This is a genomic window from Paraburkholderia sp. RL17-347-BIC-D, assembly GCF_046027915.1.
GTDB lineage: Bacteria > Pseudomonadota > Gammaproteobacteria > Burkholderiales > Burkholderiaceae > Paraburkholderia.
In genome coordinates this window covers 196,139-219,350 of record NZ_JARESS010000008.1, presented here as the reverse complement: position 1 = coordinate 219,350, position 23,212 = coordinate 196,139, and the positions used below count along the sequence as shown (strand labels likewise).

The following is a 23,212-nucleotide window of genomic DNA, read 5'->3' as shown; positions in this document are numbered from 1 at the left end:
GCGAACGCGCTATCGTTCGAGCGTCTCGGACGGCGCTTCATGAAACTGCTTGCGATATCCGTTGACGAGCGTCGAGCGGTTCTGCACGCCCCATTTGCTCGCCGCGCCTAGCACGCCACGATCGCTGGAATAAGAGCGGTCGGTGAGTTCGGCGCGAATCCGTTCCATGCGCTGACGGCGGATCAATTCAGTCGGCGACAGCCCGAGGAAATTCTTGAAGGCGCTTTGCAGCGCGCGTTCGGTCACGCCGATTTCCGCGGCCACCTCGCGCACCGAGAGATCGCGCCGGTCCAGGTTGTCGAGCACATAGCTGTATGCGCGGCGATACTTGGCCGGCAGGCGCGCGCCCACATCGTCGAGTTGCGGCGAGGCTTTTGCGCTGCGTTGCAGGAACGGCGCGCGGGCCTGCGAGTCTTCGCGCAGACACTGCATCGCAACGAGCGCATAGCGGCTATACAGTTGCAGCGATTCCTGCGCGCGACCTTCGGCCTGGCGCGTTTTCGCGGTGCAGTAGAGGTATTCGAGCTGACGGTGGCCGGTGGTGCCGTTGCGGCCGATCTGATGCAGCGGCTCCAGAATCGAGCAGGCCAGATGCGGCGCCGCGCCCGCCAGCGTCGCGAGTGCGATTTCCAGTCGCAGCGTGCGCTGATAGTCGCCGAGACCCTGCTCACGCGACCATTGCAAATGACGCTGCAATTCGCCGATCGCATCGCGATCCGCGCAGGCGGCGAGGCGCAACTGCTGCAGATAGTCGATACGCGCGCGCAGCAATGGCGAGCGCACACCGAACACCGCGCGCGAGAGACCGTCGACGCTCATGTCAACGCCCTGACCGGACCGCGGCGCGTGTTCGCTCGACAAACCCGAATGCCAGTAGACGTGATCGCGCAGCGCCGTCGCGGCCCGCACTTCCATCTGCACAGCCAGGTCGAAACGCATCGTGGCAAGCAGTGCGTGCCAATGGCCCGCTGCATCGTCGAGATCGCGTTCCACGCGTTCGAACAGATCGTCGAGCGCGTCGGCGGCTTCGCTGGTGCGGCCCAGTTCATTGAGCACGCAGACGATCCCGAAGTGCGCTTCCACCGCGCGAGCCGGCTCGATCTCGGGTTCGTCCGCGACACGCGAAAAACAGGCTAGCGCGGTGCCGAGCCGGTGACGGAACAACGCCTGCCACGCGGCATTGCGGCAGGACGCCGTGCGGATCGCGTGCTTCGACGAACGAATCAGTTTCTGCGAACGACGGTAGTTCTCTTCCGCCTCGACTTCGATACCCAGCATCAGTTGCAGATCGGCGTGCAGTTGCAGTGCATGCGGCGCGGCATCGGCGTGACCCGCTTCGTCGGCCCAGCGGCTCGCGAGCTGGCTCGCGGCGCTCACCTTGCCGTCGAGCAAGGTGTCGAGGAAACGGCCGGACAGTGGCGTGTGTTTGCAAGGTGCGGGCGTCGCGAGTGCGGACACCACGGGGAAGTAAAGCATCGAGAACATGGACGACTCCTCTGAGTGCAGGAACGCGTCGCACGCGGCACGCGCGTTGCGTTCGGTGGAGTCAATGTAACGATTCGCATCAAGCGAAGTTTCAATTAATCTGATATTCGCGGCGCATTTGAGAAGGTTTGAGTTTTGCCGCGAGGCCGTTGCAATGCGGTACGTTGCGCATGCATTCTCAACACAACCTCAAGGCTTCGCTACGGGCGCGGATGCATTGGGCGCATCGTTCGCGGCCGGCGTCTTGGTCGTATCGGAGAGCACGCGAAACTCGGCGGCGAGACCGCGCAACGTCACCTGGTCTCGCACCTGATCCACGAAGATGCCGACGAACAACGCGAGCATCAATACCGTGACTGCGCCTTTGACCGGCTGACTGAGCGTCATCAGATCGAGTTTCGAAGCGGACTTCGCGGCGAAGCCGAAGGCGAAGTCGATCAGCAGCAGAATGAACATCATCGGCGCCGCGAGTTTGGCGACCGATTGCATCAGCGAATCCGTTTGCGTGAGCACGAACGATTCGAGAATGTTCGACACGTTCGGCCCCGCCGAGATAATCGGCCACCAGTGATACGACTCGTACAGCGTGCCGAGCAGAAACGTCATGCCGCCGAGCGCCCAGAATGCAACAGACGCAATCTGGCTGAGCAAGGTGGCGGTCGGCGTCGACTGTTCCTGGCGCATGGGGTTGGTGATCTGCACGTTGTTGTAGCCGGTCAGATCGTCGATATACGTGCCCGCGCTTTCCGCGACCCAGAACACGACCGAAGCCGCGAAGCCGATGGCGAGTCCGATCAACGCCTCGCGCAAGCCGACTTCGAGCAGCAGCACGCCGTGCAGCGATTGCATGAACGCGGCAGGCTGGCCGTAGGCCACGTACGAACTGAACAGCAGCACGATGGCATTGCGCACCACGCCTTGCAGGAGACCGTCGGCGGTCGGCGGAAAAATGAACATCACGATGAACAGGCGCAGCGAACACACGCCGATCAACGTGATATAGCCGACCAGCAGCGAGCCGAGTTGCGGCAACGCCGATGCGATGTCGTTCATGCGTGCGCCCCGCGCGCCTGGAAGCGCCGCGCCAGCGCGGTTTCCTCGGCCTCTTCGTCACTCGCGTCGCTGGCGGCATTCTCCTGAACCCGCCGGATGTCGCGAATCCGTTCGCCGCATAGATCGATGCGGCCTTGATTCAACGCGATCTCGCGCCGGGTCTGCGCGATCGCGGCGAGGTTCGCTTGCACCGCGGCTTCGGCATGCGCGAGTTCTGTTTCGAACACGCGCAGCCGATCGTTCACCACGCCGATATACAACCGGCAGTTGTTCAGGTCGTCGAGCGAGAAGGCTTCGGTGCCCGTCATCATGCCGTCCACGCGATGCTGGTAGAAATGCAGCACGCCCGCTTCGTGCGCGACTTGTGCCGCCTTCGCATCGCGTGCGGCTTCGAGCGGCGCATGCGCGCCGCGCTGCGCCGTGAGCGTGACGCGCAAGGTCTCGTCGAGACGGCGCCGCCGCGTACAGGATCGCTCCAGTGCGACGATGCGCCGTTGCTGCAGGCCTTTCGATCCCGCGCTCATCAGCCGAGCCCGCTCAGGTCGTAGAGTTGCGCCTCGGTGTCGTTCGGCGCCGCATAGTCGCCGGTGCGCTGCGAAAGGAACGCCTTGATCGCGTCGGCCTTGGCGATCGCCTCGTCGGCGAGCGCGTTGGTGCCGGGCTGATACTCACCAATCTGCAGCAGCATCTCGACTTCGCGATGCTTCGCCATCAATTCGCGAATCCGCGCGGCTGCCTGCACGTAGCCGTCCGGCACGACTTGCGGCATCACGCGCGACAGACTGCCGAGCACGTCGATCGCCGGATACTGGTTCTTCGCCGCGATTTCGCGCGACAGGATCATGTGGCCGTCGAGAATCCCGCGCACTTCTTCCGCGATCGGATCGCTGCCGCTGTCGTCTTCGGCGAGCACGGTATAGAGCGCGGTGATCGAACCCGTTTCGCCCATGCCCGCGCGTTCGAGCAGGCGCGGCAATTCGGCGAAAATGGACGGCGGAAAGCCGCGCCGCGCCGGCGGCTCGCCGGCGGCAAGGCCGATCTCGCGGCCGGCGCGCGCAAAGCGCGTGAGCGAGTCCATCATCAGCAGCACGCGCTGGCCGCGGTCGCGAAAGTATTCGGCGATTGCCGTGGCAACGTAGGCTGCCTTGGCGCGCTCCATCGACGAACGATCCGAAGTCGCGCACACCACCACCGAGCGCGCCATGCCTTCAGGTCCGAGAATCAGCTCGACGAATTCGCGCACTTCGCGGCCGCGTTCGCCGATCAGCGCGATCACGTTGACGTCGCACGACGCGCCACGCGCGAACATGCCGAGCAAGGTGCTCTTGCCGACGCCGGCCGGTGCGAAAATGCCCATACGCTGGCCTTCGGCGAGCGTCATCATCGCGTCGACCACGCGCACGCCGGTCGGCAATGGCGCATCGATCATGCGGCGGCTCATCGGGTCGGGCGGCGCGGCGAAGATCGGCCGCAAGGTGTCGGAATGAATCGGCGGCCCGCCGTCGACCGGTTCGCCCAGGCTGTCGATCACGCGGCCGAGCAACATGTCGCCCACTTTCACGGCGAGCGAACGTCCGAGCCCGATCACCTGCGTCGAACGCGAAATGTTTTCGAGGCGCGAGAACGGCGAGAGCAACGCGACGTCGCGCGTAAAACCGATCACCTCGGCGTGTTGCAGCAGCGTGCCGTTCGGCGCGCGCAGTTCGCAAAGCTCGCCGAGCGACAGATCGAGCCCGGCCACCTTGATCAGCGTGCCGATCACTTCCAGCACTTTGCCGGTCCGCGCCACCCCCGGCACGGCCAGGATTTCGCGCTCGATCTCGTCGGTGAGACGGTCGAAATCGACCGTGCGGGTCAGCCACGGCGTGCTCATGCGGCTTCCTCGCCGTCTGGCGCAGCGGGCGTGGCGGGTTCCTCGCCGCCGGCATCAGCCTCTTCCACGGACCGCTTCAACGCGCGCGACACCGCGCTGCGCATGGCGCGCAATTGCGTGTCGAGACTCGCATCCACCGTGCCGAAGTCGGACTCGCACACGCAACTGCCCGGATCGAGCCGCTTGTCGGCGATCACGGAAAGCGGGATCGGCTGGCCGAGATCGCGCCAGCGCGAGGCGAGCCGATCGAAGGTGGCTTTGGCTTCGGCGTAGTCGTCGGGATGCACGGCCACGCGCAAATAAGTCGCGCCTTCCACGATCCGGTCGACGGTGGCGAGCGCCCGCTCGAACAGCGCCTCGTGACGCTCGACGCGCACGATCTGCTCGACCGCCGACGCCACGATCTGCGCGAGCCGCTCGCGCATGCGCATCTGCAACTGGTTCTGCGCATCGGCGACGTCGGCGAGACGCTCCATCCAGTCGGCGAGCGCACGGTCGCAACCGTCGCGATAGCCCTGCTCGCTGGCCGTGTCGTAGTCGCACTGCGCCTGGGCGGCGATCACCGCGGCCTGAGCATGACCCGCATCGACGATGCGCGCCGCTGCGTCGCGCGCGTCGGCAAGCAGGGCCTCGCGCTCGATGGCGAGCGCGGCGTAGGCTTCGTCGATCGACAGCAGTTCGCCGAAGGTCGCGCGCGGAATCACATCGCTGACCACGCCGACGCGCGCGGACCAGCCGTGCGCGTCGCTTTCGCCGAAAGCGGAGCGCGCGCGCTTCAACCAAATAGCCATGCAAACTCCGGTAGCAGATCGGACAGCCGCGCGAACAGGCGCGCCGAGCCGGCCGCGTCGATCGAATCGGGAACGGACGCGAGCCACGCCGGTGTCGGCAGCACGCGCGGCAAGGCGAGACGCAGCAGCGGAAACGGCACGCGCGCACTGTCGCCGGCGCCGTTCGCACCGTTCACATGGCCCAGGTCGCGCAGCAGCAACGCGCAGCCTTCGACGGCGAGCGTGCCGGCATCCAGCGCGGTCAGCGGCGGCATCGCGGCGCGCGCGGCGAGGCGCGCAATATCGGGGGCATCGGCAAGATGCGCGTCCTGGGTGAGACGGTCTACGCCGACACCGGTCCACTCGGAAAGCTGCGAACGGGTGCGCTTGTCGATCAGACGCCGCGCTTCGGCACGGCGGAACGACAGGGCGCGCATGCGCAGCACCTGCAGCGCGTGACGCACCGGCAGCACGTCGAGCAGCACGGCGTTCGGCTGGGCCGCGCCGGACGGCGTCGGTTTGAGCGCGCTATGCGTGAGGGACGCGAAGGCGGGCAGCTTGACAGCGGCCGCATCGGCGAGCGCGTGTGAACAGCTCTCCACCGCCGCGCTGTTCGCGCGTTCGAGCGCCATGCGCCAGCTTTCGAGTTGCACGGCATCCGCGCCGAGCAACGCGGCGCTCCATGAGGGATCGGCCCAGCGGGTCGCGCTCGCGAGATTGCGGCGATACGCATCGAGCGCCGCGGCCACGCGCATGAAGGGTAGATCGGTCGGCGCGTTCATCGTAGCCGCGTCGGCGGATCAGTTCGCGGGACGCAGACGCCGCAAGCGCGCCAGCAGTCCGGCGAAGCGCCCGCTCGCGCCGGCCGCGGCATCCGCGTTGCCGGCGGCATCGCCGCTCCTGGGCCGTCCGGCGATCACGCCACGGCGCGCGAGCACCAGCAGCCCCGTCGCGGCCAGCACGATCACCCCGGCCAGCACGCCGAACCACCACACCGGCATGCTGTTGCTTTGCGGCAGTTGCGAGTATTCGACAGGATCCGCCGCGACCGCGGTCACGCTGACCTGATCGTAGGTGAGCCCTTCGACGCTGTGCATGACCAGCGTCTTGATCTGCGGCACCAGCGCGCCGATATCGGAGTCGCGCCGGTACTTGATGAACACCGCCGCCGACGACGGCTTGATGGTCTGCGCAAGCGGATCGTTATTCGGCAGCACGATCTGCACGCGCGCGACCAGCACGCCGTCGATCTTCGAGAGCGTCGACGACAACTCCTGCGAGGTCCCATAGATGAAGCGCACGCGCTCCTCGGTCGGCGTCGAGACGAGGCCGTCCTTCTTGAACAGGCCGCCGAGGTCGTCGAACTTGCTGTGCGGCAGACCGCGCGCGCGCAGCACTTCCATGGCGCGCACCATCTGCGCGTCGTCGACATCGAGCGACCATGTCTTGCCCGCGTCCGACGTGTCCTTGGACGCATCCACGCCGCGTTCCAGCAGCGCGACCACCATCTCGTTGACGTCCTGCTCGGAGAGATTGCCGTACAGCTCCTTCTTGCAGCCGCCGAGCATGACGCACAGCGCCAGCACGCAGAGCAGCGGCGCGGCTCGGCGGGCCGGTCGCGCGACAGGCGGCACGGCGGGCTGCACAGCGGGCAATCGGTCGAACATGGTGACGGCGTCCGTGACGAAGTTGAATGACGGGTTACTGGTTTTTCATCAGCGTTTCGATCGCCGACTTCGACGAATCCACCACGCCCATTTTCGCTTCCAGATCGAGCTGCGTGCTGGCGAGTTCGAGCGTCATGCGGATGGTGCCCGCGCTCATCTCGTTCATCGACATGGTCGGCGCCTGCTGCGCGAGTTGCAGCGCGTCGTTGACGGTGTGCTGCAACTCGGCGTCCTGCGCCGCCACCAGTTTCGAGGCAACCGCCGTGCCGTCCTGCTGCGGCGTGGCGGGCGCGCTCATCTGTCCTTTCTGCATCAGCGACTGAAACTTGTCCGCCAGTTCAGGCGTGGTTTGCGCGGCCGGCGCGGCGCCCGCGCTTTGCGACATCTGCTCGAGCGACGCCTGCAAGGCGGTCGTGGTGGCATTGACGGTCATGGGCGGCTCCGTGATCAGGCGCGCAGGAACGACTGGTGCGCATAATCGACCGGCGCGGCCGCGGCCGGTGCGGGCGCCGCTGCGGTCGCGGGTTCGGCGGACTGCGCGCCTTCGGCGGTTTCCGCGTCGAATTCAGCCAGCGCCTCGCACGACTTCGGCGTGACGAACTGGCCGCCCGCGCGCTTGACCTTCATCGCGTTGAGCAGGTCTTCGCGAGCTTCGAGCGCGCGCACCAGCGATTGAGTGTCGCGCGTCGGATTGTTTTCCATGGCTTCGGCGGCGCACTGTTTCCAGTCAGGGTCACCTTTCGCGGACAGACAAAACGCGAGCAGCGCCTTCGCGTAGCCGAAGCGCGGTGCGTTTTCGCCGACCTGGCGCAGCACGTGAATCGCGTCGTCCCAATGGCCGCGCACCATGTGCAGGATGCCGTCGAGCGTATCGATTTCGGCGACGCGCGGCCGCAGCACGCGCAGCGCGTCGAGCACGAGTTCGATGTCGTACGGGTCGGCCGACACCTTCGGGAAGTTGCTGAGCAACGCGGTCGAGACGGTTTCGATCAGGCCGCCGACGACATCGGGGCTGCAATTCAGGTAATCCGGCGTGCTGACGGTCATGGCGATGGGCTCCTGACAGAAGCGTTGAGGTCGACCGTGCCGTTCGCAGCCGGTCGGGAAGGATGACGCAAACATAGCAACCGCCGCGCGGCGGCAAGCCGTCGAATGCGAAGTGGCCGCAACGGATGCGAAGCCGTGCCGTTTGCGTAACAGCGCTGTCCATGCTCACGCGTCAACGGCGCGATCCCGGTGCGGATTGCGTGCCGGCGGCGAATCAAAGCGCTTCGTAATGCGCGCGCCTGCTTCGCCTCGCCCGGCACGCAAGGCGGGTGCGGGCGCTATCGTCAGGCGCACTATGAGGCGCTGCCCTCCTCACATCGCGACCGAGCCGACATGAGCGACGAAAAGACCGAAGAGCCAACACAGAAAAAGCTGCGGGACGCGCGCAAGGAAGGCCAGGTGTCCCGCAGCAGCGATTTGACCGATTCGATCTCGATGTCGGCGGTGGTGCTGCTGCTGATGGCGGGCGCGAGCCACTTCAGCGACGCCATGCGCGAGGCGGTGACGATCGCCACCGGCTTCGTCAACGGCGATCATTCGCTCACCAATATGCAGACGCAGTTGTACAAGATCGGCGGCCTCGCGCTGTCGGCGATCGTGCCGTGCGTATGCATCGCGGCGCTCGCCGCGATTGCCGGCTCGATCGGCCAGGTCGGCATGCAGATCGCCACCAAGCCGGTCACGCCGGACCCGAAAGCCGTCAGCCCGATGGCGGGCCTCAAGCGGATTTTCTCGGTTCGCACGCTGATCGAGTGCGCGAAGATGATCGTCAAGGCGGTGATCGTGTTCTGCGTAATGTGGCAGACCATCAAGTGGCTGTTTCCGCTGATCGTCGGTTCGCTCTATCAGCCGCTGCCGGAACTGGTGCGCATGTTCTGGGATCTGCTGCTCAAGGTCTTCATGGTGGCCGCGGCTGTGTTCGTGCTGGTCGGCGCCGCCGACGTCAAGCTGCAGAGTTTCATGTTCCTCAAGAAGATGAAGATGTCCAAGGACGAGGTCAAACGCGAACACAAGAATCAGGAAGGCGATCCGCGCATCAAGGGCGAACGGCGGCGGCTCGCGCGCGAAATGCTGAATGCGCCGCCGCAGTCGAAAGTGGGCATGGCCAACATGATGGTGGTGAATCCCACGCACTATTCGGTCGCGGTGCGCTACGCCCCCGAGGAACACCCGCTGCCGCGCGTGATCGCCAAAGGCATGGACGAGAGCGCCGCCGCGCTGCGGCGCGCGGCGCGCGATGCGGGCGTGCCGATCATCGGCAACCCGCCGGTGGCGCGCGCGCTGTACAAGGTCGGTCTCGACGAGCCGATTCCCGAAGAACTGTTCGAGACGGTCGCGGCCATTCTGCGCTGGGTCGAATCGATCGGCGCGCGGCGCAACGAAGGCGCACTCGCACCCGACGACAGCACCTCGCCCCACATCACGACTCCGCCGCCCGCCCTCCATTGACGAGACCCACCATGCTGAAGACGCTGAAACTCCCTGCCGGCGGTGAAATCGGTATCGTCGCGCTGATCGTCGCGATCATTTCGCTGATGATCCTGCCGCTGCCGCCGACGCTGATCGACATTCTGCTCGGCGTGAACATCACGATCAGCGTGACGCTGCTGATGGTAACGATGTACGTGCCGGACGTGGTGTCGCTTTCCGCGTTTCCGTCGCTGCTGCTGTTCACGACGCTGTACCGCTTGTCGCTGAACATCGCGTCGACCAAGTCGATTCTGTTGCATGCCGAGGCGGGTCACATTATCGAGAGCTTCGGCGAACTCGTGGTGGGCGGCAATCTCGTGGTCGGGCTGGTGGTGTTCGTGATCATCACGACCGTGCAGTTCATCGTGATCGCGAAAGGTTCGGAACGCGTCGCGGAAGTCGGCGCGCGCTTCACGCTCGACGCGCTGCCCGGCAAGCAGATGAGTATCGACGCGGACCTGCGCGCCAATCTGCTGACCGCCGAGGAAGCCCGCCGCAAGCGCGCGACGCTCGCCGTCGAAAGCCAGTTGCATGGCGGCATGGACGGCGCGATGAAGTTCGTCAAGGGCGATGCGATTGCCGGATTGATCATCACGATGATCAATATCGTGGCGGGTATTGCGGTCGGCGTCGCGTATCACAACATGAGCGCGGGCGAAGCGGCAAACCGTTTTTCGATTCTCTCGGTGGGCGACGCGATGGTGTCGCAAATTCCATCGCTGTTGCTCTCGGTGGCAGCCGGCGTGATGATCACGCGCGTCGCCGACGAGCGGCAAGCCAAGCCCGGTTCGCTCGGCGACGAGATCGGCCGCCAGCTCGGTTCCAGTTCGCGCGCGCTGTACTTCGCGGCCATCCTGCTGCTCGGTTTCGCTGCCGTGCCTGGTTTTCCCGCGGCGCTGTTCCTGCTGCTCGCCGGCACGCTGGCGTTTACCGCGTGGCGTTTGAACACGAAGAAGCCGCAGCAGAGCAGCCATGAACGCGAGTCGCTGCACGCGATGCAACGCTCGGGCGCGAAGATCGACGTGCCCGCGATTCTGGCCCGCGCGCCGCAGTTCACCTGCCCGCTCGGCGTGCGGATCGCGCCGGACCTCGTTGCGCGGCTCACCATGCCCGCGCTCGACAAGTCGTTCGAGACCGAACGCGCGCGGCTTCAGGAAGAACTCGGCCTGCCGTTTCCGGGCATCACGATGTGGACGTATGCCGCATTGCCGGCGTCCACTTGCCAGATCCTCGTTCACGACGTTCCGCAACTCACCATTGAACTCCCCGCCGGCAAAGTGATGTTGCCCGAAGCGAGCCGTCTCGCGCATTCGGCGGCACCGGTGACGCTCACTAGCGAAGAGAGCGAGGCGCTGGAGGTGCTCGTCGCGCAATGCGAGCCGGGGCCGCCGATCGACACGAGCGGCACGCCGACGCGTTGGCTGGAAGAACGCTCGGTGCCGCCGAAAACACCCGTATGGCGCGCGGAGCAGGCCATCGCACACGCCTGCGTCGCGCTGATGCGGCGCCACGCCCCGCTCTTTCTCGGCATTCAGGAAGTGCAATGGATCCTCGACCAGCTCGCGAGTGACTATCCGGGGCTGGTCGCCGAAGTGCAGAAAGTGCTGCCGCCGCAGCGTATCGCCGACGTGCTGCGACGTCTGCTCGAAGAACAGATTTCGATTCGCAATGTCCGCACGATCATGGAAAGTCTTATCGCGTGGGGGCCGAAAGAGAAAGACATGCTGATGTTGACCGAGTACGTGCGCGGCGATCTCTCGCGCTTTCTCGCGCATCGGGCCGCAAGCGGCGAGCGGACCTTGTCGGCGGTGCTGTTCGACATGCCGGTCGAGCAGCATATCCGGCAGTCGATCAAGCAAACGCCGACCGGCAATTTTCTCGCCCTGCCGCCCGATGAAGCCGCGCTGCTGATCGACAAGATCCAGTCCTTCGTCGGCGCGGTGCCGCGCGAGGGCGTGGCGCTCGTGACCTCGATGGATATTCGCCGTTACGTGCGACGCATGATCGAGGCGCGCCTCAACTGGCTCGCGGTGTATTCGTATCAGGAACTCGGCGAGCACGTCGAATTGCGGCCGCTCGGCCGCGTGTCGATCTGAGGCGGCGGCGATGACGCATATCGCTTCGCGCCACGTGCGTGTGATTCCGGGCGAAGCGGATAATGACACACCGGAAGACGCCGCGTCGCGTTCCGCTTCACGTGGCCGCGGCTTCGACTACGCGTCGTTGCTCGGCCGCCGCCGCGCGTTGCATCGGCTGAACAACAACGCGGATGCCGATGCCCACGCGGGCTCGCAAGGCGGCAGTCATGCGGATGCCGATGAAGACGCAGAGACCGCATCGGCGCCCGCCGCGCCGCAGCCGTTCTTCCCGCACGAAGGCGACGCCGGTCACGATGCTGCCGAAGAGAGCACGGGCTCAGGTTCCGGCGCAAATACCGAACTCACGCTTTCGCCCGAACGCCTCGCGATCGGCGCACGTGTCGCCGATGCCGCGCAACCGGTCGTGTCCGCCGTGTATCGGCAACAACAGCGCTTCGTGCAGCTGCTCGGCTCGCTGGCGCGCGAGATCGGTGCGTTCTGCGGCGATCCGTCGATTGCGGAAGCAGGCAATTGGGAAGTGCAACTGCCGCTCGATCAGAAACTGTTGCCGCACACCACGCTGTATCTGACGCTTTCGCGTTTCAGTCTGCAGCTTCGGTTCGATACGACGGATACGGCGGCGCGGCAATTACTCTTGGAACATAGCGCACTGCTCGAACGAGAACTCGACACCTTGCTGCGCGCGTGGGGTGAAGCCCGCGAAATCGAACTCACTGTCTGGTGACAGATTCCCTGCGCATGACCTATCCGCTCGACGAGCCGACGACTGAAGACGAAGCCGTGACCGACCCGCGTGCGGTGCGTGAACGCGCATCGGTCAGCGAGCCGTCGCGCGGCGCGGCGGAGCTTGCGCATCGGCGAGTGATCGTGCCGTTCCGCATGCCGGTCGTGTCCCACGGCGACGCGCGCATTACGCGCACGATCTGCGATACGCGCGTCGCCAATCATCTGCGTGTGACGCTCGGCATCACCGAATGGCATGCGGCGTTGACCGATGCCCATACGTTCGATGCCGCCTACGCCGATCCCGGCGTCATCGAACTCACGCTCGCCCCGGTTGACGGCGGCACGACAACCGGCCTGCGTGTGGCGCTCGATCTGCGCGCCTATCCGGCGCTGTCGATCGCGGCATGGCCGGATAGCGACGCGCTGAGCACCAAACCACCCGCCGATGTCGCCTTGCGCCAGGCCGTCGCGGGCGTCGTGCTGGCGCCGTTGTTCGAGCGGCTCGTCGGCGCCGGCTTCAAGGACCCGCGTGTGGTTGCCGTGCGCCGGGCGCGCCTGCGCGATATCGCTTCGACTTCGGCTTCGATGCGCAAGCTCACGAGCGAAGCCCACGCCGCTACGCCACCGGTCGTCGCGCTCTCGTTCGTACTCGCCGAGCGCCGCTATCAGGCTGCCGTTATCGCCGAGCCCGCATGCTACGACCTGCTCGACCGGCTATTGCGCAGCGATACCGATGCGACCCAGGTACTGAACCCGACACCAGGCGCATTCGCATCGAACGATTCGTCGGCACACGCGAGCGCCGACCTCGACGTGCCGGGCAGCCTGATCCTCGGCGTGAAGCGCTTGCCGGTCGACACGCTGAATGCACTCGAACCCGGCGACGTGCTGCTGCGCGCCGCCTTCCCTTCGCTCGATGCGGCGCTGCTCGGCGCATCGGACGACTCATCCGCGTCTCACGCTCGGCCGCGTGCCGTCGCCGCGTGGGGCACCCCTGGGCTCACCCGCGTGTGCGCCGCTGTGGAAATCGACGGGCACGCGCTCGTCATCGTCAAGGAGCCGAACATGTCAGAAGAGCTGGACCCGGCGAGCGCCGACGCCGGGCTCGCCATCGACGATCCCGCCGATCCGATCCGGATCGGAGAACTCGAACTGCCGGTGCAGTTCGAGATCGACACGGTGGCCCTACCGCTCGCCCAACTGTCGGCGCTCGGCCCAGGCTATGTGCTCGAACTGCCCGTTCCCGTGGCCGATGCCCAGTTGCGGCTCGTCGCGCATGGACAGACCATCGGCTATGGCGAGCTGGTGACGGTCGGCGAACATCTCGGTATCCGCATCATTCGCATGGCGCACAGGCATGGTCCAATTCAGTGATATCACCGGGCTGCTGCTGGTCGTCGTCGCGATCAGCCTGCTGCCCTTCGTCGCCATGGTGGTCACCTCGTACGCGAAGATCGTCGTCGTGCTGGGTCTGTTGCGCAATGCGCTCGGCGTGCAGCAGGTGCCGCCGAACATGGTGCTCAACGGCATCGCGATTCTCGTTTCCATTTACGTGATGGCGCCGATCGGCATGCTCGCCGCGAAGACGCTCGAAGGCCAGCAACTTGCCTCGCAACCATCGCAGGCGCTGATACAGGCGTTCGGCGCGGCGCGCGAGCCGTTCCGCGCGTTTCTCGTCAAGCACACCAACGAGCGCGAGAAGCGCTTCTTTCTGCGCTCGGCTTCCGTGGTGTGGCCGAAGGAAGAAGCCGCGCAGATCAAGGAAGACGACCTGATCGTGCTCGCGCCCGCCTTCACGCTGACGGAAATGACCGACGCGTTCAAGATCGGCTTTCTGCTGTACATCGCCTTCATCGTGATCGATCTGATCATCGCAAACGTGCTGCTCGCGATGGGCCTGAACCAGGTCACGCCGACCAACGTCGCGATACCGTTCAAGCTGCTGCTGTTCGTGGTGATGGACGGCTGGTCGACGCTGATTCACGGCCTCGTGATGTCCTACAAATAGCGCGGGAGACCAGATGGAAATCGATTCGCTAATCCGCTTCACCACCGAAGGCATGCTGCTGTGCCTGACCGTGTCGCTGCCCGCGGTGATCGTCGCGGCCGTGGTCGGTCTCGGCGTGTCGTTCCTGCAGGCGATCACGTCGATGCAGGATCAGACCTTGTCGCACGCGGTCAAGCTGATCGCGGTGACGGTGGTGATCGTGGTCGCCGCGCCGCTCTCGTGCGCGGCGATCCTGCACTTCGCCAACGAGTTGATGCAGGCGGCCGTGCCGCTCTGAAGCGGCGCAGGTCGGCCGTTGAACCGGGCCACTTTGCGAGGCGCGCGACATGAGCCGAATCTCCCATCAGGGCAGCGACACAGCGGCGGCCCACGCGCAGCGCACGGCCGAGGCGCAGCAGAAATCGGCCAACGCGCAAGGCGCGCGTAACGGCGCGCAATTCGCGGCGCTGTATCGCGGCACCACCAATTTCACCTATGGCGGCGACGCGCAACGCGGACCCTCGGTGAGTTCGGTGCGCGCGAAGCGCATGGCCGACCAGTTGGCGCGCAAACGACGCGCCGCCAAGAAACAGCGCAGCAACGGCGCGGGCCTCGACGACGATGGCCCAGACGACGCCGAAGCGCATCACGCGGAAGGCCAGAAGGTCAACCGCGACGGCGGCGGACGCGGGGGCGGCGGCGGTCATTCGCAAGGCGATCACAGCGACGAGCACGGCACGGGCGCGGCGGCCGGGATCAAGGCGCGCGGCGATCGCGGCGCCGTGCCACCGCCGCCGTCCGGCCGGCTCGACGCGGTCGCCGCGCAGTACGCGCAGCCGGGCCAGGAAAGCGCGCGCGCGGCGGCGGTGCGCGACGCATGGCGCAACGACATGCTGAGCTTGCGCGAGCAACTGGCCGCCAATCCGCAGATGCCGCTCGACGCGCGCGTGCTCGAGCAGTCGATCGATCTGCTCAGTGTGCAGCAGCGCATCGGCAGTCTTGCCGCCGCGCAGCCGGGGGCGAGTTCGGGCGTGGCCGCGCTGCGTGAGCGCGCGGGCAGTGCGTCCGGGCAAGCCGTCACGCGTCTGCCGCCGCCCGAGCGCGTGCAGCGTTTCAACCTGCTGTTTCCGTTGCTGTGGCTGCACGCGGATAAGCCGTCGAACGCGGCGCAGCTCGGGCGCTCGATCGATACGTTGTGCGGGCTGCGCGGCGGGGTGCTTGGGCGGGCTTCGGCTTCGGGCGCGTCTGGTGCGTCTGGTGCGTCTGGTGCATCCCGTCGCCTCGCCGCTGAAGGGAGCCCGCACGGCGCCGGCGACGCACCGCCGTCCCTATCCGACGCCCCGGGAAGCCCGCCTGGACTACGCCGCGCCTTTCCAGACAATCGTCGCTAAACGGTTTGCCGCGCGGCTTCGCATCGCATGCGGCGCCTTCGCATCCGTTCGCTGACACGCCACATCGCGCGGCTACATTTAAGGTCGATCGAGCCGGCCTGAGCGCGCAAGCCGCGCGCTTCTCCGGCGCTTCTCCCACCCACCCTGTGCGAGCACGATGAAACTGCTGCGGATACTGACGGGCGTCCACGCGGGAGCGCAATTGCAGCTCACGCCGGGCACGCATCGCGTCGGCGCCGACGACGATGCCGACATCCGCCTCACCGACTGGCGTGGCGCGGATGCGCTGCTGCACGTCGACGCGAGCGGCGTGGTCAGCGCACAGCGCGTCGCCGCAGCGGTGCAGATGGCCGACACCGCGGACGGGCAGGCCGCGCCGCCGGTGGCCGGCGAAGAAGTGGTGCTGCTGGTGGACTTCGTGCCGATGCAGTTCGACGACATGATTCTGTGCGTGGGAGCGGACGACGCCGTGTGGCCGTCCGATCTCGACCTGCTGTCGATGCTGCTGACGCGCCCCGCCGAAGCGCGCTTCGCCGCCGAACGCAAGAAGCGCCGCCGCTATGTGGGCGCGGTTGTCGCGTGCTTCGTGCTCGGCATCGTGATCGTCGCGGGTTCGCTGCTGACCACGACGCAGATGAGCCGCGCCGCGCTGCCGCGCAATGCCGACGACCGCGCGCAGCGCGTCAACGAAGGGCTGGCCGCGGCCCATGTGACCGGCTTGCAGGCGCACGCGGTCGGCAACACGGTGGTGGTGACCGGCATGGTCACGAGCCCCGCCGACGACGACGCCGTGCGCAATCTGTTCGCGCGCATTTCGCCGACCGGCATCTCGCGCAACTACGACGTCGCGCAGAACGACGCGCGCAGCATCGAGGATTCGCTCGGCGTGGCGGGCGCGCACGTTCGCTATCTCGGCGACGGCAATTTCGCGGTGACCGGCGCGGTCAGCAGCCGCGCGGATCTCGATGCGGCGCTCGCGCGCGTGCGGGCCGATCTGGATCCGAACGTGAAGAACATCGTGGTGCAGGCCGCGGAAAACTCCAACGTCATGGCGGCCGGGCCAGCGGCGGCGTCGTACTCCGAAATGATTTCCTCCGACGACGTCCGTTACGCGCAAACGCCGGACGGCGTCAAACACATCTACGCGATCGACACGCCGGCATCGGACGGCGATGCGGCTGCGACTGCGAATGCAGCAGGCGCAAGCGGTGCAAGCGGCGCGGCGCTTGCGGATGAAAACGCGGCCGGCCATGCCGGTAACAGAACCGCCGCGAACACGAACGCGGCAGCGAACAGCAAAACCGCTGCGAGCAACACGCAAAACACCGCCAACGCCTCGATCGTGGACAACGACACCGTCACTCGCAGCGCGGCCAGCGTCGTGCCGCTGCCCAATCCCGCGACACTGCCGCCGGCCCAGCCGCGCGGTCCGTCGAGCTGACCCATCAACGGCGCACCGCCACGCTTCAACCAGGACAACCAGGAGATCGACATGTACGAGCAGCTCGAAGCCCACGCCAGCGAATTCAACGACCTGCAGAAGACGCTCGCCGATCCGGCCGGCGCGCCCAAAGTGGAAGCGATCCGCCAGGCGCTCGATGCGACGGCGCAGCGCATCAGCGACACGCAGGGCGCCACCGACCTCGATCGCAACAATCTGGCGAAGCTGTATCGCGGCTTTCTCGCCGCGTCGCGCGTGATCGCGCGGCTGCAGGAAAAACAGGCCGGCGCGCGCGCCTGAGCGCGACGCGGCGGCTCACCGCATGTCCGGCGCAGCACGCGCTCGGCACGCGGATAACGCGCTTGCCGCGGCGGCCCGCTCTCAGGAGCGGCCGGCGTGGCGGCAGGTCTCGATGTAGGCCACTCACTCTCTACCCATAGTCACTGGAGGTTCTTATGTCCGTAGGAAGCGCAGGCGGAATGATGGCTGGTCTCACGCAGGAAATGGACCAGATGACGATGATGTCCGCCCAGATGCAAGTCGAACAAAGCATGTATGCATCGGTGGCGAACATCGCGAAGAGCGGCGCAAGCAACGTCAAGGATGCTTCGCGCGGCGGCTAAGCATTGCAGACGCGGGCCGTTCGCCACAGGCGGCGGTCCGCACGCGGCCGGCCCCGTCGCACACGGGGTCCGGCCGTGTTTTTTGCGGCATGCGCGAGAGGCGCGGCGCGGCATCCGCCGCTCACGAAGCGGACAAAAGAACGCCCGGCCAGCCGGGCACCGCGCGCAACCGCCAAGCAAGGGTCGAGAATGAGCAGCGAGCGTTACACCAGCCTGATCATGGATCTCTGCGCGACCGTCGGTCTCGGCGACGCGGACCATGTGCTGCGCACGCGGTCGATCGAAGTCGAGGGCTTCGACGTGCGGCTCGATTACTTCGAGCGCGATCTCGACGCGATGTACGCGAATTTCCATTTCGGCACGGTCACGGCCGGACGCACGCTCGTCGTGTTCCGGCTGATGCTGGAGGCCAACCTGCTGATCTATGCGCAGGACCAGGCGCAACTGGGGCTCGACACCGATACCGGCGGCGTCGTGCTGGTGCTGCGGCTGCCGTTCGCGGACGACCTGAACGGCGAGGCGCTCGCCGATCTGCTCGCGCACTACGCGGAGCACGGGCGCTACTGGCGACAGAACATCGTGGAGTCGAACGACGAGATGTTCGAAGGGATCGCGTCGGGAGAGTTTTTCTGGCTGCGGGCGTGATGCAACGCCGAGCGCGGCCGATCAAGCAACGCCGGAGCAATCACAAGGGCAACTAGCCACGCCACTCGCCAGCAACGCAGGCACTGCACCCGCAACACACTCGCTCGAGGGTCCGCGCCTGGCGGACCTCGTTGCACGCCTCATCCCTTCGATGCTTCTTCCACGTTGCGCGCGCCCTGCTTCAGCAATTCGGCGAGCTGCATGACCGCGGCCTGTTCCAGTTGCAGCAGGCCGCCGACCACGTTCACGCCCGCCGTCGCGACACCGGTGGCGCCGTTCGCGAGTGTCGCCGCGTCTTGCGAGAAAGCGCCGAGGCGTCCGGCGCGCCCCGGCGCGCCGCCAGCGGCTGATTGAGCGGCCGACTGAGCCGCGCCCGGCGCAGTCGTCGTCGAAGTGGCCGGCGACGACACCTTCGCCGCGAACGATGCGCGCGCGCCCTTGCCCGCCGCGGCGCCGCTGCCGTTGCCGGCCAGTGCGCCCAGTTTGTCGTCGGCTTGTGGACCGGCGTGCGGCAAGCCGCCGGCGGGTTTGCCGCCGTCCGCCGGCGACGACGACGGAGCGTTGGAGTCGGAAAGCGGCAGCGTACTGCTCGAACGTCCGATCGATGGGGAATTCGGCATGGTGCGGGGCTCCTGGTGTGAATGTGCGCCGTCAACGCGAAGCACAAGACAAGGACGTCGAACAGGCATCCTGTTCGACCTTACAAGCAGCGTACGAAACCCGCTGCCGGCGTGCGAACTCGCGTGCACCGATGCGAAGCGCGAGCGCTCAGCAGCACGACACCGTAGCCGCCGCACTTGCGTGTTCAGCGGCGGCCCGAGGCCAGCCGCCCGGCCCGCTGCCAGGTCTTCGCGCGCCCTTACGCCGATTCGCGGCGCGTCGTGCGCCGGTCATGCGACGGCGCCACACTGCCGGGGTTCGTCGCTCACTCGGAATCCGACTCATGCGTTTCACTCCGCTCGACACTCTGGACACGCCGTATCTGCGGCTACGCCCCCTGACCCCCGCCGACGCCCCCGCCCTGTTCGACCAGATGCTGGGCGACGCCGACACGATGCGCGACCTGCCTGTGCTGCGCCACACCGGCGTGAGCCAGACCGAGGAATTCATCGCCGAGGCGCGGCGCGGCTGGGACGACGGCAGCCTGATCCGCTACACGCTCGAATGCAGGGAGACCGGCCGCCTGACCGCGCTGATCGAATTGAAGCCGACGCTGCCGCGCGTGGAGATCGGCGTGATCATCAGCCGGCATGGCGGCGCGCGGCGGCGCCGGGCCGGTGTGCTGGCCTTGCAGGAAGTGATCGACTGGCTGATCGAGCAGCCCGGCGTGTACCGCGTATTCGCGTGCTGCGCCGTGGATGGCGCCGCGCACAGTTCGATGGAGCGGCTCGGCTTCGTACAGGAAGCGCGCCTGACGAATCACGAACCGCGTCCGAACCGTGGCCTCGCCGCCGCCGACAGCTACCTCTACGCGCTCACGCGTCCCGCACCGGTGCCGCCCGAACCGGCCAGCGAAGGCGTCGCGTGGTTGCGCAATACCATGCAATGGAGTCTCGCGGACGCGTGAAGCAAGCGTTTTCACCGTCGACGGCGCACCCTGCATTGAAGAAGTGTCCGCAGTCCAGGCAATTGTTCACTTCTCGGGCGATAATACTTTGGTCTGACGAATAGCCGCAGCGCGGGCATTTCGTGATGCATGCCTCGCGAGTATTCCTCGCCGGTGGACCGAAACACTACTACGCCGGAGATTCATCATGTCGCTACCGCGGCTCACTGGTCAGGTGATCGCTTTCTCGCGATTCTGGCTCGCGCGCGACGTGGGCCTGCTGATTTCCGACGGCGCCGTCATCGAACTCGGCGCGCGTCCGTTCGCGATGCTCGCGGCGCTGCTCGACGCACGCGGCCGCGTGGTGTCGAGCGCCGAGTTGCGCGAAATCGTCTGGCCGGGCAGCAATGTCGACGCGAACACGGTGCAGGCGCAAATCTCCGCGATTCGCCGCGCGCTCGACGGCGACCGCGATCTGATCGTCACCGTGGCCGGCCGCGGCTACCGTTTCGCGGGCGAGGTCCGCGTGCTCGAAACGCCGGACACCGGGCTCGATCTCGCGGTGGCGAACGCCGGCAGCATTGCCGCGTCGCTGGCCACCTCGTTCGCCACGACGGTCGCGGCGAGTCCGTTGACCACGGCCGGGTTCCGGTTCGGTGCGCCGGCCCGCGCGTTGTCCGCTGCGACTGCCGCGTCCGCTTATAGCGCCGCGTTCGGCGCGTCCGGTTCGGCCTCCACCCGCACCGCGCGCTTCGGCAGCGCGCCGTACAGTCCGTCCGCCGCGATCGCATCCGTTGCCGGCGCATCGAGTCTTGCGGCGGCGGTCGCGCCGGCCGTGTCCGCGTTCCCCGCGCTGATGCCGACCAGCGCGATCACCTCGCTGCGTTCGCAGATCATCGATCCGTCGCCGTTCATCGGCCGTCATGCGGAATTGTCGGAATTGCTCGCGCTGGTGCCCACGCGCCGCATCGTCACGCTGACGGGCGCCTCGGGCGTCGGCAAAACGCGCCTGGCGATCGAAGCCGCAAGCCACCTCGCGCCGCATTTTCCCGACGGCGACTTCTGCGCGGCACTCGCCTCGCTCGCGCAACCGGATCGCGTGGCCAACGCGATCGGCGCGGCCCTCGGACTGGAGCCGGCCAGCGAGTTGGCCAGCGCCGCCAATCTGGCCGCGCAGATCGGCGAGCGCCGCATGCTGCTGATCGTCGATCATTGCGATCATCTGAGCGAAGCGGCGGCCAGCCTGATCGACACGCTGGTCGCCAACACGGGCGGCCTGCATGTGATCGCCACCTGCGAGTCGCCGCTCTTCATCGGCGGCGAGACCACCGTGCCGGTGGCCGCGTTGCGCGTGCCGCCCGAGCAGATCGACGGCACGCCCGCCACACTCGACTACGATGCGCTGCGGCTGCTTTTTTCCCGCCTCGCGCGCTGCGTGAAGGCCGCCGCATTGCACGCGCCGCTGCCGGAAGTGAGCGGCATCGCGCCGGCCACGTTCGCGGCGGCGGCGCTGATCTGCCGGCGCGTCGACGGCGTACCGTTCGCGCTCGAACTGGCGGCCGCGACCATTGCCGGCCAGGTGCGCGCGGGCGTGCCGCCGGAAGAGGCGATCGTGGCCTTCGCGCGCGAACTCGACACCGTCATGACGTATCGCAGCGGCGGCCGCCGCATCGTGCTGCCGCGCGCGGCGATCGTGCACGTGATGCTCGATCTCTCGTACGCTGCGCTCGAAGCGCCCACTCGCACCATGCTGCGCCGGCTCGGCATTTTCGCCACCGCGTTCTCGCACGACGCCGCCTATGAAATGCTCGGCGCGTTCGGCAGCGACTACGGTTTCGGGCCGCCCGAGCCGCGTCTGCTGGAGCGCCAGCTCCATACGCTGATGGACGCGGGCCTCGTGAATACCGTCGACTGCGACGGCGCCTTGCGGCTGCGCTTGCCGCCCGCCGTGCGCCGCTTCGCGCTCGACGCGCTGGAGCGCAATCGGGAAAGCGCCGAGGCCGAACTGCATCACGCGCAGTTCGTCGCGCGCGACATGGCGCGCCGCTTCGGCGCGGGCGTCGCCGTAGCCACCGCGCACAGCCGCCACGATATCGACGCGCTGCGCGCCGCGCTCGAATGGGCCGTGTCCGTCGACAAAGTGGAGCTGTGCATCGAGCTGCTCGACAACACCGCGCCGATCTGGGTGGCGCTCGCGCTCGTCGACGAATACATCGGCTGGGTGCGTGCCGTGCTGGCGCGGGTGGACAGCGTGTCGATGCGGCGCATCCGCGACGAAATGCGGCTGCGCGCCGTGCTCGCGCGTGCGTTGATGCTCAGGCGCGGCGCGTCGGCGGAGATCGTCGAGAGCTGGCAGCGCACCTATGAACTCGCCAATATCTGCGCCGACACGCCCTACCGCCTGCGTGCGCTCTTTTGCCTCGTGATGTGCGCGCTCGACGCCGGCGAGATCGAACAATGCCGGCGCCTCGCGAACGAATTCAGCGAGATCGCGCCGGTCGCGCAGAGTGCCGCCGTGAGCATCAACGCGCGGCGCATCGAGGGCATCGTCAAGGCGTACGCGGGCGAATTCGACACCGCGATCCGTTTGCTCGCGCCGGTGGTCGGCCTGAACGACGACACCGCCGACGACATCGACGAAGACCTGAGCCGCGAGGCCAACGCGGTGGCCACCAGTTATGGACTCTCGCTGCATCTCGTGGCGCGCGCGATTCATGCCGTCGCGCTGTGGCTGGTCGGCGAACCGCATCTGACGACGCCGCCGCGCGTCACGATCCGCGACTCCGCCGACGAGAGCGAACCGCTCGCGTGCTGCATCGCGCTCGGTCTTGCCTGCGCGCTCGCCGCGCTCGACGACGACATCGCGCTCACCGAGTCGTGCGCCGCGGCGCTGGTCACGCGCGCGCGTGCGGCAGGCGTCAAGCGCTGGCTGCGCCTCGGGCTCGATTTCCAGCTTTGGCTCGAGGCCCGGCGCGGCGACGAGGAAGCCGCGTGGCGCCTGATTGCCGGCGCGTTGAAGCGGATCGCGCGCGAGCGCATCTATGTGCCCGACATCGCGTTCATCGCCACGCTGCTGCCGCGCATTGCGCTGCACGGCAAGCCGGAACTCGCGGCGTCGCTCGGCGCTACCTTGCGCGACGCCGTGAGCCGCAGCGAGCGCACCGGCGAGCTCTGGTACGTGCCCGAGCTGCTGCGTCTGGACGCCATGCTGCGTCTGCGCACCGGCGACGACCCGCGCACGGTGCGCGAGTTGCTCGACGACGCGCTGCTGCGCGCGCGTCAGCATGGCGCGCGCCGGCTCGAACTGCGCATCACCGTCGATCTCGAAGCGCTGCACGCTTCGGCCGCCGCGGGGCTGCTTCGCGTGCGGTGACTTCGCTTCGCACGCT

General features: G+C 67.1%; 23 protein-coding genes. 13 read left to right on the top strand and 10 right to left on the bottom strand.

The annotated features are described in order from the left end of the window. Positions 1-9: 9 nt before the first annotated feature. The 9 genes from P0D96_RS13990 to P0D96_RS13950 all read right to left on the bottom strand — a co-directional run bounded on the left by P0D96_RS13990 (position 10) and on the right by P0D96_RS13950 (position 7,895). A complete protein-coding gene (locus P0D96_RS13990; RefSeq protein ID WP_408313899.1) occupies positions 10-1,485 on the bottom strand; it encodes a helix-turn-helix transcriptional regulator in 1,476 nt (491 codons plus the stop codon). Positions 1,486-1,674: 189 nt separating this feature from the next. Then, positions 1,675-2,538: a type III secretion system export apparatus subunit SctT gene (sctT, locus tag P0D96_RS13985; RefSeq protein WP_408286508.1), complete on the bottom strand. Its 864-nt coding sequence runs from the start codon at positions 2,536-2,538 to the stop codon at positions 1,675-1,677. Further along, positions 2,535-3,062, bottom strand: coding sequence for a type III secretion protein HrpB7 (locus P0D96_RS13980; RefSeq protein ID WP_408313897.1), 528 nt, complete (start codon positions 3,060-3,062; stop codon positions 2,535-2,537). Before P0D96_RS13980 ends, sctT begins: the two co-directional genes overlap by 4 nt. Next, positions 3,062-4,411: a type III secretion system ATPase SctN gene (gene sctN, locus P0D96_RS13975; RefSeq protein ID WP_408177809.1), complete on the bottom strand. Its 1,350-nt coding sequence runs from the start codon at positions 4,409-4,411 to the stop codon at positions 3,062-3,064. The genes P0D96_RS13980 and sctN overlap by 1 nt, the downstream gene beginning before the upstream one ends. Continuing rightward, positions 4,408-5,202, bottom strand: coding sequence for a type III secretion system stator protein SctL (gene sctL, locus P0D96_RS13970; protein ID WP_408313895.1), 795 nt, complete (start codon positions 5,200-5,202; stop codon positions 4,408-4,410). The genes sctN and sctL overlap by 4 nt, the downstream gene beginning before the upstream one ends. Then, positions 5,187-5,963 carry a type III secretion protein HrpB4 gene (locus tag P0D96_RS13965; RefSeq protein WP_408313893.1) on the bottom strand — a complete coding sequence of 259 codons (777 nt, stop codon included), beginning with the start codon at positions 5,961-5,963 and terminating at the stop codon, positions 5,187-5,189. Before P0D96_RS13965 ends, sctL begins: the two co-directional genes overlap by 16 nt. Before the next feature lie 18 nt (positions 5,964-5,981). Next, a complete protein-coding gene (sctJ, locus tag P0D96_RS13960) occupies positions 5,982-6,848 on the bottom strand; it encodes a type III secretion system inner membrane ring lipoprotein SctJ (RefSeq protein WP_408313891.1) in 867 nt (288 codons plus the stop codon). Positions 6,849-6,882: 34 nt separating this feature from the next. After that, positions 6,883-7,281 (bottom strand): type III secretion protein HrpB2, encoded by a 399-nt coding sequence (locus P0D96_RS13955; protein ID WP_132381809.1) that lies wholly within the window; start codon positions 7,279-7,281, stop codon positions 6,883-6,885. Between the two features lie 14 nt (positions 7,282-7,295). Next, positions 7,296-7,895: an HrpB1 family type III secretion system apparatus protein gene (locus P0D96_RS13950; protein ID WP_132381807.1), complete on the bottom strand. Its 600-nt coding sequence runs from the start codon at positions 7,893-7,895 to the stop codon at positions 7,296-7,298. A gap of 333 nt (positions 7,896-8,228) precedes the next feature. Between P0D96_RS13950 and sctU the strand changes: the two genes are divergently transcribed. The 11 genes from sctU (at position 8,229) to P0D96_RS13895 (ending at position 18,277) form a co-directional block, all read left to right on the top strand. After that, complete coding sequence (sctU, locus tag P0D96_RS13945) at positions 8,229-9,344, top strand: type III secretion system export apparatus subunit SctU (protein ID WP_408313889.1); 1,116 nt, start codon at positions 8,229-8,231, stop codon at positions 9,342-9,344. Between the two features lie 11 nt (positions 9,345-9,355). Then, on the top strand, positions 9,356-11,461 hold the full coding sequence (sctV, locus tag P0D96_RS13940) for a type III secretion system export apparatus subunit SctV (RefSeq protein ID WP_408313887.1): 2,106 nt from the start codon (positions 9,356-9,358) through the stop codon (positions 11,459-11,461). Positions 11,462-11,471: 10 nt separating this feature from the next. Then, entirely contained in the window at positions 11,472-12,188 is a 717-nt protein-coding gene (gene sctP, locus P0D96_RS13935) for a type III secretion system protein SctP (RefSeq protein ID WP_408313885.1), read from the top strand. Continuing rightward, positions 12,185-13,564 (top strand): type III secretion system cytoplasmic ring protein SctQ, encoded by a 1,380-nt coding sequence (sctQ, locus tag P0D96_RS13930; RefSeq protein ID WP_408313884.1) that lies wholly within the window; start codon positions 12,185-12,187, stop codon positions 13,562-13,564. The genes sctP and sctQ overlap by 4 nt, the downstream gene beginning before the upstream one ends. Then, positions 13,548-14,198 carry a type III secretion system export apparatus subunit SctR gene (gene sctR / locus P0D96_RS13925; protein WP_132381799.1) on the top strand — a complete coding sequence of 217 codons (651 nt, stop codon included), beginning with the start codon at positions 13,548-13,550 and terminating at the stop codon, positions 14,196-14,198. Before sctQ ends, sctR begins: the two co-directional genes overlap by 17 nt. A gap of 13 nt (positions 14,199-14,211) precedes the next feature. Next, on the top strand, positions 14,212-14,475 hold the full coding sequence (gene sctS, locus P0D96_RS13920; RefSeq protein WP_132381797.1) for a type III secretion system export apparatus subunit SctS: 264 nt from the start codon (positions 14,212-14,214) through the stop codon (positions 14,473-14,475). A 49-nt stretch (positions 14,476-14,524) separates the two neighbouring features. Next, positions 14,525-15,568, top strand: coding sequence for a hypothetical protein (locus tag P0D96_RS13915; RefSeq protein ID WP_408313882.1), 1,044 nt, complete (start codon positions 14,525-14,527; stop codon positions 15,566-15,568). A 157-nt stretch (positions 15,569-15,725) separates the two neighbouring features. Next, on the top strand, positions 15,726-17,009 hold the full coding sequence (locus tag P0D96_RS13910) for a type III secretion protein (RefSeq protein ID WP_408313880.1): 1,284 nt from the start codon (positions 15,726-15,728) through the stop codon (positions 17,007-17,009). A gap of 51 nt (positions 17,010-17,060) precedes the next feature. Further along, positions 17,061-17,309: a type III secretion protein gene (locus tag P0D96_RS13905; RefSeq protein WP_132381791.1), complete on the top strand. Its 249-nt coding sequence runs from the start codon at positions 17,061-17,063 to the stop codon at positions 17,307-17,309. Positions 17,310-17,464: 155 nt separating this feature from the next. Continuing rightward, positions 17,465-17,632, top strand: coding sequence for a hypothetical protein (locus P0D96_RS13900; RefSeq protein WP_162831287.1), 168 nt, complete (start codon positions 17,465-17,467; stop codon positions 17,630-17,632). A gap of 189 nt (positions 17,633-17,821) precedes the next feature. Continuing rightward, entirely contained in the window at positions 17,822-18,277 is a 456-nt protein-coding gene (locus tag P0D96_RS13895; protein WP_132381789.1) for a CesT family type III secretion system chaperone, read from the top strand. A 140-nt stretch (positions 18,278-18,417) separates the two neighbouring features. On the opposite strand, the gene P0D96_RS13890 is transcribed toward P0D96_RS13895, so the two are convergent. After that, positions 18,418-18,897 carry a hypothetical protein gene (locus tag P0D96_RS13890; protein WP_408313878.1) on the bottom strand — a complete coding sequence of 160 codons (480 nt, stop codon included), beginning with the start codon at positions 18,895-18,897 and terminating at the stop codon, positions 18,418-18,420. Between the two features lie 323 nt (positions 18,898-19,220). On the opposite strand from P0D96_RS13890, the gene P0D96_RS13885 reads away from it, so the two are divergent. Both P0D96_RS13885 and P0D96_RS13880 read left to right on the top strand, forming a co-directional pair. Beyond that, positions 19,221-19,844 carry a GNAT family N-acetyltransferase gene (locus tag P0D96_RS13885; RefSeq protein WP_132381785.1) on the top strand — a complete coding sequence of 208 codons (624 nt, stop codon included), beginning with the start codon at positions 19,221-19,223 and terminating at the stop codon, positions 19,842-19,844. Between the two features lie 187 nt (positions 19,845-20,031). Beyond that, the gene (locus tag P0D96_RS13880; protein WP_408313877.1) at positions 20,032-23,196 is read left to right on the top strand and encodes an ATP-binding protein; all 3,165 of its coding nucleotides are present in this window, start codon (positions 20,032-20,034) and stop codon (positions 23,194-23,196) included. Positions 23,197-23,212 lie beyond the last annotated feature (16 nt).